The sequence below is a fragment of the uncultured Lutibacter sp. genome, from assembly GCF_947493565.1.
Lineage (GTDB): Bacteria > Bacteroidota > Bacteroidia > Flavobacteriales > Flavobacteriaceae > Lutibacter > Lutibacter aestuarii.
Genome location: NZ_CANLRG010000002.1, coordinates 105,090 through 120,069, shown reverse-complemented (window position 1 = coordinate 120,069; position 14,980 = coordinate 105,090). Strand labels below are relative to the sequence as shown.

The 14,980-nt window shown below is 29.8% G+C and carries 12 protein-coding genes and 1 tRNA gene; 7 read left to right on the top strand and 6 right to left on the bottom strand.

The features are described 5' to 3' along the window. Positions 1–20 precede the first annotated feature (20 nt). Genes Q0714_RS02385 through Q0714_RS02365 form a run of 5 tightly spaced genes read left to right on the top strand, consistent with a single transcriptional unit; the run spans position 21 to position 3,292 of the window. On the top strand, positions 21–530 hold the full coding sequence (locus tag Q0714_RS02385) for a GNAT family N-acetyltransferase (RefSeq protein WP_298262706.1): 510 nt from the start codon (positions 21–23) through the stop codon (positions 528–530). Beyond that, complete coding sequence (locus Q0714_RS02380; RefSeq protein ID WP_298262705.1) at positions 523–1,857, top strand: MATE family efflux transporter; 1,335 nt, start codon at positions 523–525, stop codon at positions 1,855–1,857. The genes Q0714_RS02385 and Q0714_RS02380 overlap by 8 nt, the downstream gene beginning before the upstream one ends. An 11-nt stretch (positions 1,858–1,868) precedes the next feature. Next, positions 1,869–2,627 (top strand): enoyl-CoA hydratase/isomerase family protein, encoded by a 759-nt coding sequence (locus Q0714_RS02375; RefSeq protein WP_298262704.1) that lies wholly within the window; start codon positions 1,869–1,871, stop codon positions 2,625–2,627. Beyond that, complete coding sequence (locus Q0714_RS02370) at positions 2,624–2,809, top strand: hypothetical protein (protein ID WP_298262703.1); 186 nt, start codon at positions 2,624–2,626, stop codon at positions 2,807–2,809. The genes Q0714_RS02375 and Q0714_RS02370 overlap by 4 nt, the downstream gene beginning before the upstream one ends. A gap of 27 nt (positions 2,810–2,836) precedes the next feature. Further along, a complete protein-coding gene (locus Q0714_RS02365; RefSeq protein WP_298262702.1) occupies positions 2,837–3,292 on the top strand; it encodes a 6-carboxytetrahydropterin synthase in 456 nt (151 codons plus the stop codon). Positions 3,293–3,307: 15 nt separating this feature from the next. On the opposite strand, the gene pth is transcribed toward Q0714_RS02365, so the two are convergent. From pth to Q0714_RS02350, 3 genes are all read right to left on the bottom strand, one after another. Further along, positions 3,308–3,874 (bottom strand): aminoacyl-tRNA hydrolase, encoded by a 567-nt coding sequence (gene pth, locus Q0714_RS02360; RefSeq protein ID WP_298262701.1) that lies wholly within the window; start codon positions 3,872–3,874, stop codon positions 3,308–3,310. Between the two features lie 160 nt (positions 3,875–4,034). After that, positions 4,035–4,646 (bottom strand): 50S ribosomal protein L25/general stress protein Ctc, encoded by a 612-nt coding sequence (locus tag Q0714_RS02355; protein WP_298262700.1) that lies wholly within the window; start codon positions 4,644–4,646, stop codon positions 4,035–4,037. Between the two features lie 21 nt (positions 4,647–4,667). Continuing rightward, positions 4,668–5,609, bottom strand: a complete 942-nt coding sequence (locus Q0714_RS02350; RefSeq protein WP_298262699.1) for a ribose-phosphate pyrophosphokinase — start codon at positions 5,607–5,609, stop codon at positions 4,668–4,670. Between the two features lie 147 nt (positions 5,610–5,756). Here Q0714_RS02350 and Q0714_RS02345 point away from each other — a divergent pair. Further along, positions 5,757–5,838: transfer RNA gene (locus tag Q0714_RS02345), tRNA-Leu, on the top strand. Positions 5,839–6,091: 253 nt separating this feature from the next. Here the strand turns inward: Q0714_RS02345 and Q0714_RS02340 are convergent. The 3 genes from Q0714_RS02340 to Q0714_RS02330 form a co-directional block, all read right to left on the bottom strand. After that, positions 6,092–7,645 carry a RagB/SusD family nutrient uptake outer membrane protein gene (locus tag Q0714_RS02340; protein ID WP_298262698.1) on the bottom strand — a complete coding sequence of 518 codons (1,554 nt, stop codon included), beginning with the start codon at positions 7,643–7,645 and terminating at the stop codon, positions 6,092–6,094. Positions 7,646–7,662: 17 nt separating this feature from the next. Continuing rightward, complete coding sequence (locus Q0714_RS02335) at positions 7,663–10,773, bottom strand: TonB-dependent receptor (RefSeq protein WP_298262697.1); 3,111 nt, start codon at positions 10,771–10,773, stop codon at positions 7,663–7,665. A gap of 279 nt (positions 10,774–11,052) precedes the next feature. Beyond that, positions 11,053–12,747: a tetratricopeptide repeat protein gene (locus Q0714_RS02330; protein ID WP_298262696.1), complete on the bottom strand. Its 1,695-nt coding sequence runs from the start codon at positions 12,745–12,747 to the stop codon at positions 11,053–11,055. A gap of 210 nt (positions 12,748–12,957) precedes the next feature. Here Q0714_RS02330 and Q0714_RS02325 point away from each other — a divergent pair, with 210 nt between their 5' ends. Beyond that, positions 12,958–14,961: a trehalase family glycosidase gene (locus tag Q0714_RS02325; protein WP_298262695.1), complete on the top strand. Its 2,004-nt coding sequence runs from the start codon at positions 12,958–12,960 to the stop codon at positions 14,959–14,961. The last annotated feature ends 19 nt before the right edge of the window (positions 14,962–14,980 follow it).

Here is a 14,980-nt window from a genome sequence, read left to right as displayed (position 1 = left end):
CAGCACATTTCAGAATAAACATGAAAGTAGAAAAAGCAATTGAGAAAGATTTAGATCAACTGTATCAGGTTATAAGGAGTTGCGCACAACATTTAATTAAAAATGGTGTTTTTCAATGGAATGAAACATATCCTTCAAAAGAGATTTTGCAAAAAGATATTGATTTACAACAAATTTGGAAGCTAGAAGAGAATAACTTGATTGTGGGTTTAATTGTACTAACCGAAATTGAAGATAAAGAATATAAAAATGTGCAGTGGAAAACAAAAAATGGAAATAATTTATATGTTCATCGCTTGGCAGTACACCCTAAATTTCAAGGAAGAGGATTTGCTCAAAAGTTAATGGATTTTGCTGAATCTTATGCCATAAAGAATAAATATAACTCTGTTAGGTTAGATACTTTTAGTCAAAATAATCGAAATTTAAAATTTTATAAAAAACGTAATTACGCTCAGTTAGAAGAAATTTATTTCCCAAATCAAAGTAGTTACCCATTTTATTGTTTCGAACTAATTTTAAATGAATAAAAAAACCACAATATCATTTAAAGCTATAAATAAATTAGCAATACCGGCCATTATTTCAGGTATTGCAGAACCTTTACTTTCTATAACCGATACGGCCATTGTTGGTAATATTCAGCAACATCCAACAGAAGCGCTAGCTGCAGTTGGTATTGCAGGGTCTTTTATTTCAGCATTAGTTTGGATTTTAGCACAAACACGTTCAGCCATTTCGGCAACGGTAGCAAAATATTTGGGAGCTAAAAAACTTCATGAAATTGAAACTTTACCAGCTCAAATAATTGGTATTAATATTATTGTTAGTGTAGTTATTTATTTAGTATCTCTGTTATTTGTAAATCAAATTTTTCAATTATACAATGCAGAAGGTCTTATTTTAAGTTATTCTGTTGAATACTTTAAAATTAGGGCTGTTGGTTTCCCTTTAACGTTATTTATATTTTCAGTATTTGGAGTTTTCAGAGGGTTGCAAAATACTTTTTGGCCAATGGTAATTAGTATCATTGGGGCTGCATTAAATATTGTTTTAGACATTGTATTGGTGTATGGAATTGAAGGTTTTATAAATCCAATGCATATAGCAGGGGCAGCTTGGGCAAGTGTAATTTCGCAAGGAGTAATGGTAATTTTAGCGTTGATTTTATTACTTAAAAAAACGCCATTTAAACTAAAAATTCAATTTCCATTTAATAAAGAAATTAAAAATTTACTTGCTATAAGTTTAAATTTAGCAATAAGAGCTGCTGCATTAAATGTTGCATTGTATTTAGCAAATTCATATGCAACCAAATATGGAGATAATTACATTGCAGCACAGACCATTGCATTTCAAATTTGGTTGTTTTTTGCTTTTTTTATTGATGGGTACGCGAGTGTAGGAAATATAGTTTCAGGGAAATTATTAGGAGAAAAAAATTACAAAAAACTTTGGAGGTTAAGTATTAAATTAAGTAAATATTCCATTACAATAGCTATATCGCTAGCTTTTGTCTGTAGTATTTTATACATTCAAATTGGAGAACTTTTTTCTCAAGAAATGGAAGTATTAACTTCTTTTTATAGTATTTTTTGGATAGTATTAATAATGCAGCCAATAAATGCTGTGGCATTTGTTTTTGATGGTATTTTTAAGGGTTTAGCAGAAGCAACTATTTTAAGAAATTTATTATTAGGAGCAACTTTTTTAGGATTTACGCCTGTTCTTTTAATAGGAGATTATTTCAATTTAAAGCTCTATGCTGTTTGGATCGCATTTACTGTATGGATGTTAATTCGATCAGGTGTGTTGGTAGTAATATTTAGACGAAAATATTTGCATAAAAACACGTAACTTTGAACACTATGAATAACGGAAGTTTATATACGCATATTCAAAATAATATAGCAACGGTTGAGTTTTATCACCCTGCTAGTAATTCTTTTCCAAGTGAATTGTTAAAAAGGTTAGCAACTACATTTAATGAATTAAGTTTAAATGATGATGTTCGAGTAATTGTTTTAAAAAGCGAGAAGGAAAAAACTTTTTGTGCAGGTGCCTCTTTTGATGAACTAATAGCTATTAAAAACAACGAAGAAGGAAAACATTTTTTTATGGGCTTTGCCAATGTAATAAACGCAATGCGTACATGCTCAAAATTAATTATAGGTCGTGTACAAGGAAAAGCTGTAGGTGGAGGTGTTGGTTTAGCTGCTGCTTGTGATTACTGCTTTGCAACAGAACAAGCCTCTATTAAACTATCTGAACTTACCATTGGTATTGGACCATTTGTAATTGCTCCAATAGTAGAACGCAAAATTGGAATAGCTGCTTTAAGTGAGTTAACTTTGGATGCTACAAGTTGGAAAAATGCCTATTGGGCAAAAGAAAAAGGGTTATTTGCAAAAGTTTTTGAATCTATTAATGAATTAGATGCTGAAGTTCAAAATTTATCATTAAAGCTTACTAGTTACAACCCAAAAGCATTGTATGAAATGAAAAAAGTGTTATGGGAAGGAACAGAAAATTGGGGTCATTTACTAGAAGAAAGAGCTAAAACTAGTGGTGCTTTAGTACTATCTGAATTTACTAAAACAGCACTTCAAAAATTTAAAAAACAATGAAATTATCAATGATACTTCTTTTGGTTCAACAAGTTGACATTGAAGAAAAAATGAAAAATGCACCAGATAGTAGCTATGAAATAGGTGTTGTAATAGGAACATATCTACCTTTTGTATTACTTGCAGCTTTAGCATATTTTATATATTATAAAGCTAAAAATAGAAAAGATTTGGATGATTAATAAATGAATTTTTAAAGCTGAAAAGCAATGAATAATAAAATTAGAATAACTAAACAATTTGATTTTGAAACGGGTCATGCACTATACGGATATGATGGTAAATGTAAAAATGTGCACGGACATAGTTATAAATTATCTGTCACGGTAATTGGAATCCCAATTAATGATACATCAAATGTTAAGTACGGAATGGTTATAGATTTTGGAGATTTAAAAAAAATTGTTGCTTCTGAAATTGTCGATAAATTTGATCATGCTACGGTATTTAATAAAAATACTCCTCACATTGAACTAGCCAATGAATTAGAAAAAAGAGGGCATAATGTTATTTTAGTGGATTATCAACCAACGAGCGAAATGATGCTAGTTGATTTTGCCAAAAAAATTAAAAATAGGTTGCCAAATAATATCAAACTTCATTCTTTAAAATTACAAGAAACAGGAAGTTCACATGCTGAGTGGTATGCAAATGATCAAAGTTAAAACTTAATAGCTTAATTATTTTCCATTAAAAGTATTCATTGTATTGTTTAAGCCTGCTGTACCAAAAGATTTGATTAGCTCACAAGACTTTTCTAAACGTTCAGGAAGTTCTTTAACTTCATTTTCATTCCAATTTCCCATAACATAATCAATTTGTCGTCCTTTAGAGAACTCAGCTCCAACACCAAATCTAAATCGAGGATATTGTTGGGTTTGTAATGTGTTTTGAATATCTTTTAAACCATTATGACCTCCATCGCTTCCTTTACCTTTTAATCTAATAGCTCCAAAAGTTAAATTTAAGTCGTCACAAATTACCAATAAATTTTCTAAAGGAATTTTTTCTTTGGTAAGCCAGTATTTTACAGCTTTTCCACTTAAATTCATATAGGTTGAAGGTTTTAATAATATAAATGTTCTTCCTTTAAATCTAAATTTTGCGATAGCTCCCAATTTTTCACTTTCAAAATTTATGGATTCATTTAAAGCTAACTTGTCTAAAATTTTAAACCCAATATTATGACGAGTTTCATCATATTTTTCTCCAATATTTCCTAGGCCAACAATTAGAAATTTTTTCATATCATTAATAGTTGATTCGTCTTTTATTGAACCGAATAATAATTGTATTACACGTTTAAAGTACATGGTGCAAAAGTACTAAAAAAAGAAGTGGTTTGAATAAAAAGAAAAAAGCGTTGCAATTAATTGCAACGCTTTTGTTAATTTAAAAGTAAGAATGTTATTCTGTAGCTTCTTCAGTTGCAGTTTCTTCACCTTCTTCATCTTCCTCATCATTTGTGGAAACAGCACTACGAGAAGTTCTAACTTGAACTACAACACTGCTTTCAGGATGTAGAATTGATAAATTGTCTTGTGCTAATTCAGCAACTGTTAATTTGCTTCCAATTTTTAATTTAGAAATATCAGCGTTAATAAAGTCTGGTAAATCTGCAGGCAATGCTCTAACACTTAATTTACGCATTGCAAAACGTAAAGAACCACCATTAATAACACCTGGAGATACTCCAACTAATCTTACAGGAATATTCATAGTTACCAATTTATCATCAAATAATTGGTAAAAATCAACATGTAAAATTTTGTCTGTTACTGGGTGAAATTGAATGTCTTGTAAAATAGCATTGTAGGTAACACCTTCTAATTCAATCGTTGCAGTGTATACATTTGGAGTGTACACTAAATTCTTGAATGAAATTTCATCCGCTGAAAAGTGTAGTGGTTTATCCCCTCCGTATAACACGCAAGGTACCTTTCCAGCATTACGTAAGGCTTTAGTTGCAACTTTACCCACGCTTTCTCTTTTAGATCCTGTGATTGTAATTGATTTCATTTATATTTATTTATTAATTATTTACATTAAAAATTGTCCGCTTATGGATGTATTGTCTTGGACTTTATGCATCACATCTGCGAATAAAGGGGCGCAAGATACAACTTTTATTTTAGAACTCTGCTTTTTTAACGGAATTGTATCAGAAACAATAAGTTCTAGTAATTTAGACTTTTCAATATGTTCGTAAGCGTTACCAGAAAGTATAGGATGTGTACATATTGCTCTTACACTAAGTGCTCCTTTTTCCATCATTAAATCTGCAGCTTTGGTTAAAGTACCTCCAGTATCAATCATATCATCAACTAATATTACATGGCGATCTTTTACATCACCAATTAATTCCATTGTACTAATAACATTAGCTTTTAAACGTTGTTTGTAGCATATTACAACCTCACTTTCTAGGTATTTTGAATAAGCATAAGCTCTTTTTGAACCACCCATATCAGGTGATGCAATGGTTATGTTTTCTAAATTTAATTTTTTAACATGAGGAAGAAAAATGGTTGAAGCAAATAAATGATCAACAGGTTTTTCAAAAAACCCTTGTATTTGATCTGCATGTAAATCCATTGTCATTATTCTTGTAGCTCCAGCAGTTTGAATTAAATTAGCTACCAATTTAGCCCCAATAGCCACTCGAGGTTGGTCTTTTCTATCTTGTCGTGCCCATCCAAAATAAGGAATAACAGCTGTAATATGTCTAGCGGATGCTCTTTTAGCAGCATCTAACATTAGTAACATTTCCATTAAATTATCAGCTGTTGGAAATGTTGAACCTATTATAAAAACTCTTCTTCCTCTAACTGATTCTACAAAAGCAGGCTGAAATTCACCATCGCTAAAGCGTGAAACTACTACGTTTCCAAGTTTTACACCATAGCTTTTGGCTATTTTTTCAGCTAATTCTTTACTTTGTGAACAGGCAAAAATTTTAGGTTCTAATTGTGAGCTTCCCATTTTTAGTTGTGTTATTTAATAAGTTTGTATTGTGTTGTTGTTTGTTGCGTGCAAATTTAAAATTATTTGAGCAGTAATTATAGAACTTCGATAAGTTTTTATGTTTTAGATGGAATTTTTTTTTAAATTTGCACACCAATTTGAATAGCCTCGATGGCGGAATTGGTAGACGCGCTGGATTCAAAATCCAGTTCTTTCGGGAGTGTGGGTTCGATTCCCACTCGAGGTACTATAATAAAAAAAGGAAAACAAATAAAGTGTTAAGTAGTTGATATTCAGTATATCTATAAAATTAACCTTATTTTGTTTTCCTTTTTTAATGCTTTTTTTCTAATTTTTGTTACCGTATTGTTATCAAAAAAATTAAGATATTCTTGAACTTATAAAATTAAATTGCTGAAATATTTTTCTTAATTGAAAAGACCCCAACTGACTGGGGTCTTTTCAATTAATGGATACAATTAAATTTGCACTCTAAAGGTTTAATTGATTTTAGAATTTGATTGAACTTCAACTAGTGGTACAGGTAAATATGCATGTTCAGTACTATTGAAACTATTTCTTCCTGCAGCTTGCATTGCTTGGTCTAACATCCCCCATCTTCTTAAGTCAAAAAATCGAGTAGATTCAAGTGTTAATTCCATTGTTCTTTCGTGAATAATTTGTTCTTTAACTTCACTTTGTGAGCTTATTGTTAAGGCTGGCATTAGACCATGAGTTTCTCTAACTTCATTTATATATGTAATAGCATTTGCTGTATTACCTATTTCATTAAGTGCTTCAGCATACATTAATAAAACATCTGCATAGCGCATTAATACAACATTAACTCCAACATAAGAATTATTCCAAACATAATTTGGCAACCATTTTCTAAAGTATGCAGTTTGATCTTTTGCATTAGGAGATCCGTAAGTATCATTTATTAATAGATCCCAAGTACTTCCTTGCATTTCATTGGTATTCGTATCATTATAAAAGGAGTCTTTAAAATAAACTGAACCATAAAGTCTATTATCATACAATCCATTTGTAGCTATCATGCCTTCTTTTTTCATCTCATTTACTAAGGACATTGTAGCTTCTATACCTCCCCAGCCTCCAATACACCAATCACCTACAAATGCATGAAGTCTTGTTGCATTCCAAGAAGACGCATCTCCACTTTTAAATTGCAATTCAAAAATAGATTCGTTATTATTTTCATTTTCGCCATTAAAAAGACTTAAAAAGTTAGGTTCTAAAGAGTAATTACCTACTTTATCAACTACTAATTGTTTAAGAGCGTTTGCAGCATTTTCAAAATCAGTACTTTCTGATGATGAAGCATCTCCGGCTTTATGTAAATATGCTTTTCCTAAGTAGGCTAAAGCTGCGCCTTTGGTAGCTCTACCTAATTTATCTACTTCATTTGTTTCCGACAGCATTGTTGATGCTGCTGTAAAATCTGTAATAATCATATTCCAAGCCTCAGGTCTTGTAGATAATGGTTTGTCTAAAGTTTCTTGTGAAATTAATTCGTCTCTAATAATTATTTGATTGAATAGTGTAAGTAACTTAAAATGGTAATATCCTCTTAAGAAAGTAGCTTCACCAATGATTTGTTTTTTATCGGCGTCGGAAATTTGTTCGGAGGTCATTTTATTAACTTTAGTAATTACTTGGTTGGCAAAGTTTAAACCTTTGTAATTGGTTTTCCATAACACATCAATAAAGGTATGCCCGTTTGTATAAGTAAAATTAAACATAGACATCCAGTGTCCATAATTTGTAGCATCAGGTCCTGGTAAAGCATAATCAGATCTAAAATATTCGACTACAGGTCTACCTTCTTGCCATCCATCCCAAAAGTTACTTCTTGATTCTAATTCTGAATATGCTGCGGTTAAACCTGATTCTGCATCTTCAACATTTCTCCAGAAACTTGAAGATGTAAGCTTATCAGGAGGCGATTGATTTAAAAACTCATCATCATTACAAGATGAGAAGGCTATTAATAAAAATGGAATTATAGCGATTCTATATATATTTTTCATGTGATTAATTTTTTAGGTTAAAATTGAAGTTGCAATCCAAAAATTACAGACTTATATTTTGGATAAAGAGATCTATCAATTCCTCTTGACAAAATACTGCCTCCTATTTCTGGGTCTAGGCCTTTATAATCTGTTATTGTAATTAGATTTTGACCTGTTGCATATACTCTTAATTTATTTATAAAAGAATTTTCTAATACTTTTGAATTCAAAGAATAACCCACTTGTAACGTTTTAAATCTTAAATATGAGCCATTTTCTAAAAAGCGTGTTGAAGCTCGAGTATTTAAATTGGGATCACCTAAAACTGCTCTTGGAATATTTGTGTTTGTGTTTGTTGGTGTCCAGGCATTTAATGTTTCGGTTCTAAAGTTTCTTCCACTGTCCATTCCTAACAATTCAAAACTATTTCCGTTATAAATTTTATTTCCACCCACACCTTGTAAAAAGACGGTAAAATCAAAACCTTTATAGTCGGCAGTTAAATTTAAACTATACTCAAATTTTGGTATTGCAGTTCCTTGATAAACAGCGTCATCATCATTTATAACACCATCATTATTAATATCTTCAAATTTAAGATCACCTGGAGCAGCATCAGGTTGAATTAAATTTCCATTTAAACTATGTGCATCAATTTCTGCTTGATTTTGAAAAATTCCTAAGGAAGTTGGCATAAAAAATGCGCCTGGTTCGTAACCAACTTTTGTTTGGTTTACAAAATGGTCGGAGCCATATTTTAAACCTACACCATATAATACTTGATCATCACTGCTCAATTTAGTTACTTCACTATGTATTGTGGTTAAAGTTGCAAAGACACTATAGTTAAACTCATTGTAGTTATTGTAATATCCTAACTCAAATTCAAATCCATTATTTACAAACTCACCAACATTGATCACTGGGCTATTAATTCCAGCTGATGGTGACACAATTTTAGTAATTAATAAATCAGCTGTTTTACTATTATAGTAGTTCATTGATCCTTTAAATTTATTTTCTAAAAAAGCAAAATCAAGTCCAAAGTTTGATGAAGTATTTGTTTCCCACTGTAAATCATCATTTTGTAAATCTCTAGCAATACTTCCTAAAAAAGAGGTTTGAGGCATTCCAAATACATAACCACCGTCATCTTGACTTTTTCCTTGACTTATTAAAGCAACATAATCATAATAACCTAAAGCACTATCATTACCTGCCTGTCCCCAACTTAATCTTAATTTTAAAAAGTCAACAAAATCTTGGTTTTTCATAAAGTTTTCTTCTGTGATTTTCCATCCCATAGCAAATGAAGGAAAAACGCCATATTTATTATTTTGTCCAAATTTTGAACTACCATCTCTACGAATGCTAGCTTGAACTAAATATTTATTATCAAAAGAATAATTGATTCTCCCAAAATATGAAACTAAGGCATATTCTGCATTTGTACCACTTGCTGTATAAGTTCCATCACTAAAAGCATTAAGTGTATTAAAGCTAGGGTCTAAAATAATTGCAGGAATTTTATTTCCATCATCATCAAATTTATAACCTTCACCTTGAGTAAATGTTTCTTTAAAAGGCTCAGAAATTCTTTGATAACCAATTAACACATCAAAGATGTTCTTTTTTACCTCAAAATTATAATTAGCGGTATATTCTTGATTAATTCTACGAAATTCACTTATATATTCAGAAACATATGAATATTCTCTAGATTCAGTATCTTGGACATCTCTTACTCTAAATGGTTCATGAAAATTAAAGGTATAATTATTTAAATTAGACATTGATAAGTTTGCATTTATATTTAAACCGTCAATAATTTCGTATCCAACATTCACATTACCAGAAAAGTATTTCAAATTTGTATGATTTTGTCGAAGGAAATCATTTTCTCCAATTGGGTTTCTATGATCGGGAATGTCTCCATCTCTATAACCATAACCAGATTGTTTTGTTTCATCATATATTGGAATTAATGGAGAGATCATATATGTTTCTCTTAAAGAAAACTTATAAGGATCGGTAGTTGTTTCACTATAATTAAGCTTTGTTGTAACTTTTAATTTTTCTTTTGTAATTCCAATATTAGCATTTATTCCTTTTTTTGAAAACCCTGAGCCAATTAATAAACCCTCTTCGTTTGCATAATTTCCGCTTACACTATAATTTATAAAGTCTGAAGCTCCACTTAATCTCGCATTTAACAAATAAAGATTTCCATTTTGATGTGTTTCATCAACCCAATTAGTATTGACAGAAGGAGGATTTTGAACATACGTTGGTAAACTAACCCCAGCATTTTCAAACATTTGTTTATGTACACTTACATAACCATCAGCATCTAAAACGTTCATTTTATTTCTTGCAGAATTCATGCTATATGAAGTTTCTATATTAACTGAAGGCTTTCCTATTTTTCCTTTTTTAGTAGTAATAATAATAACTCCATTAGCTGCTCTTGTACCATAAATTGCACCAGATGCAGCATCTTTTAAAACTTCAATTGATGCAATATTATTGGCATCTAAAAAATAGGAGTCAGATTGAACGCCATCAACAATATATAATGGTTGATTGTTTCCAAAACTACCCACCCCTCTAATCATAATTTCAGCAGCTGAACCTGGACTACCTGAAGATGAAGTAACACTAACACCAGCTACTTTACCTTGTAAAGCATCCATAGGTTCTGTAGTTACAACTTGAGTTAAATCATCTCCTTTAACCTGACCAATAGCTCCAGTTACATCACTCTTTTTTTGAGTTCCATAACCAATAACTATTACTTCATCTAAATTTTCTGCACCTTCTAATAAAGAAACATTTATTGTTGTTTGGTTTCCTACGGTAATTTCTTGCGTAATATATCCTAAATAACTGTAAACCAATACTGTTTCTTTATTAGGAACTTCAATTGAATAGTTTCCTTCAAAGTCAGATTGTACACCAATAGATTGATTACTTTTAATAGTAACTGTTGCCCCAGGAAATGGGACTCCTGCAGTGTCAGTTATCGTTCCATTTACTCTAATGCTTTGAGAAAAAGAATTGGAAGTAAACCCAAACGTTACTAACATAAAAAGCAATAAAAACAGACTGTTAAAAGACTGGTTTTGATTTGTTGATTGTTTTTTCATATTAAAAAAGTTAATTATTAGAATTTGTACATACTTTAAATTTTGTATGAGTTTTGTCATTTCAAATATTGAATTATTTTCCCAAAAAAAGTTAAAAATGGACTTTACTTGACCTTTACAATAGGTCTAAATACTTTTTTTAAAGTATTTTTAATATGAAGTAAAAAAAGAGTAATGTTATTATTGAAATATCAGAATTATATCTCATATAAAAGATTAAAATAAAAAGAAGAAACTTTTATATGAGATAAAGTTATACGAGTTTAATGTGGTGAGAAACTAAATATTTTCTAGAAAATTAATTAAGTTTTCTTTTTTATCTAAGTTTAATTTTTTTCTCAATCGGTGTCTACTAATTTCTACAGAATTTAGAGAAATGTTATTAATATTAGATATTTCTTTAGAACTAAGTTTAAGTTTAACTTGTACTGCTAGTTGTACATCTTTATTAGTTAGGTGTGGATATTTCTCTTTAATTTTGAATAAAAAATCACTTTGTAAAGTTTCTACGTTTGTGTGGAATTTTTGTAAATCTTCATTAATATTTAGCTTAAATGCATATTCTTTTATAAGTGCATTAATATCTTTTTTTATTTGATTTATATCTGTAAAATTTAAACTTTTAAAAGATTTGGTCAAATCTCCATATATTGATGTTCTTTGAGATATAAACAACGCTAAATTTGTCAATTCTTTCATACGAAATTCTAACTTGTGCTCAAGGTTTTCTTGAAGAAGTGATTGTGTTTTTAATTTTTCTTTTGAAAGTCTTTCACTTTGTAAATAAATAGCTTTTTTCTTTTTTATATTATTCCAAAGTGAAACAATGATAAGAATTCCTATAATGACTAATAATATAGAGCCTACAAGTAACGATTTTCTTTTTTGCGCCTCTAGGTTTCTTTGTTGTTCTAGTAATTTAATTTCTGATTTTCTTCGCTCTGCTTCATAAAGAATTCTCATTTCTGCCAATTTTTCACTTTTATTACTTGAAAAAATTTCAGACTTTCCTAAATCATATGTTTTATATTTGTTAAGTGCATTTTTGTAATCTCCAATTGCTAAATAGTAATCAGACATAATTCTATCATTTTCAACTATCCATTCTTTAGTATCCATTAAACCGTTCATAATTAGTCTAGATTCTTTTAATAATGAATAGCATTTATCATAATTTTTAAGCATTAGATATACTATTGAAAGTTCATTTAAAATATCAACTTTATTATGATCGTCTTTAATTTGATTGGTGATTTCTAAAGAAGATTCTAAAAATGTTTTAGCAGAATCAAGTTCATGAATTTTTCGATAGCAAATGCCCATATTTTTCATAGTTTCGGCAATTCTATCTTTATTTTTAAACTCTTTTTTTAGTGCTAAAGACTTTTTGAAAAAAGATAATGCCAAATTGCAATTTCCTTTTCTTTCATGAATTAAGCCAATACTATTATAGCTATACGCTATTCGTTGTTTGTCACCTATTTTTTCGTGTAGTTTTAAGGTTTCTATATGGTATTCTAAAGCTTTATCAAAATACGCAATATCATAATACAACCATCCTAGGGTGCGTAATGTAAAAGCTAAGTCGTAATCATTGCCAATTTTCTTTCTAATTTCTAAAGATTTTAGCCCTAATTCTAAAGCTTTGTTGTAAAAATCATTAAACAAATAACCTTGACAAAGATTAATAAGTGCTAACCCTTCTTGGCTTTTATCATTAAATTTTTGGGATAAGTTTAAGGCTTCATTTGCATATTCTATAGTTTTATTTGGATTTATAGGCCAATAAATTTCCGCAACTCTATTTAATAAAGGTATTTTATCTTTTCCTGTTGAGTAAGGTAAAATAGTTAATAAACTATCTAACTCTTTTTTAGATTCGCTTGGGTTTTCATCCCAAATATTAGTTTGAGAATACACCGGAAAACAAATAAATACAAGGAAGAAAAAAATAATTTTAATCAATATTTTCATAAGCTAATGATTGATAAAGTATTAAATAAAGGTGAAATAAATATAAAAACTTCCAAAAATCTCATCAAGTTACAAATATAGATATTATAGATTGATATGTTTTTAAAACGATGAAATGAAAGGTTAAGTAAAGGTCTTTTTTGAATAAATAAAGAAAAATAATCGAAATTTGTTGCAATTGTATTTTTAGAAAATAAATGAATTGAAAAAATGTATTTAAATAAAGTAGTTAAGCATATAGTTATTTTAATTTTGGTTATCAATTTTAGTTGTAATAAATCAAAAGAGCCGCTAAAAATTGATAAGAAAGTTGATTATCTTAATTATAGTAAAAATATTCTTGATTATAGAATCACTCCAAAAGATTCTATAGATAAATCGGGTTTAATGTTTTCAGATCAGGGAGCTTGGTTTGCTTATGGTTTTCCAAATTCAATTTCAAGTTATGGCGGTTTTTCCGGTCCTTTTTTAATGACTCAACAAAATGGAATTTGGAGTAGCCCTTCTCTTGCAAAGTTACAATTAAAAAATGTTGAATGGAAGGCTATAGAAACCAATAGCTTTAATAGCCATTTAGAGCAAACTTTTAAAAGTAAAAATATTGAATTAAAACAAGAATTAGTTTTTAGTTCTGGACATACTGCCATAATTAGATCAACCATTACTAATAAAAGTAATAGCAACATAAAAATTGAATATCAGTGGGGAAATCAAGGGTTGTTAACTAAAAATTTAACACTGTCATCAACTAAAAATAGATTAAAAATAACCTCGTCTAAAAGTACAGCAACTGGTTATTTATTGTTTCCAAATGAAACTGTAATATCGAGTTCAAAAACAACCTATACAACTGTTCCTACAACCTTGGAGTTAAAGCCTAATGAATTAAAAGAACTTATAGTTTCACAAACCTTCATATTTCCAGAATATTCATGGGAGCAAGAAAAAAAGGAAGTCCTTAAAAGTAATTTTGAGCTTGTTTTAAAAGCCCGAAAATTAGAAAAAGAGGAGCAATTAGCTCACTTAATTTCTAATCAGAAAAAACAATTTATTGCAAAAAAATATTCAGAGGCGTTAGCTAAATCAATTTTAACATTACAAAATAATTGGCGTATCCCAGCTGGAGAACTCAAATTTGAAGGCTTGTTTCCAAGCTATCATTACAAATGGTTTAATGGTTTTTGGTCTTGGGATTCGTGGAAACACGCAGTAGGCCTGTCTTATTTCAATATTGAATTGGCTAAAAATCAAATTAGAGCTATGTTTGATTTTCAAAGTGAAGATGGTTTTGTAGTTGATTGTATATATAGAGACACCAATATTGAACCTCATAATTATAGAGATACCAAACCACCTCTTTCTGCATGGGCAGTTGTCAAAATTTTTGAAAAAGACAACAATCTTAAGTTTGTTAAAGAGCTATACCCAAAATTAAAAAAATATCATTATTGGTGGTATAATAAACGAGATCACGATAAAGATGGCTTGTGTGAATACGGTTCAACTGATGGAACTTTAATTGCTGCAAAATGGGAAAGCGGAATGGATAATGCCATTAGATTTGATGATTCAATCATTTTAAAAAATGAAGAAGGGGCTTATTCTTTAAATCAAGAAAGTGTAGATTTAAACGCATATCTATATGCAGAAAAATTGTACTTAGCACAACTAGCAGAAGCAATTCAAAAAAATGAAGATGTGGAAGTTTATAAAAATGAAGCTGAAATTTTAAAAACTCGCATTCAAAATCAATTTTATGATACCAAAGACGGATGGTTTTACGATACCAATTTAGAAGGAAACAAATTTATTAAAGGTGAAGGGAGTGAAGGTTGGATACCGCTTTGGGCTAATGTGGTTTCCAAAAAACAAGCAGAAACAGTTAAAAACCTTATAATGGATCCTAAAAAGTTTTTCACAAAAGTACCATTCCAAACTATGAGTGCAGATCATCCAAAATTCAATCCTTTAAAAGGGTATTGGAGAGGTCCAAATTGGTTAGATCAAGCTTATTTTGGTGTTAAAGGCTTGAGAAATTATAATTTTAACACTGAAGCAGATTTAGCAACAGTTAAAATATTAGAAGGAGCTGAAGGAATTTTAGGGAAGGGAAAATCGATTAGAGAAAATTATCATCCAATTACAGGAGAAGGCCTAAATGCTCAAAATTTTAGCTGGAGTGCTGCTCACATTATTATGCTTTTAACAGATTAATAACAATGAATTACTACAA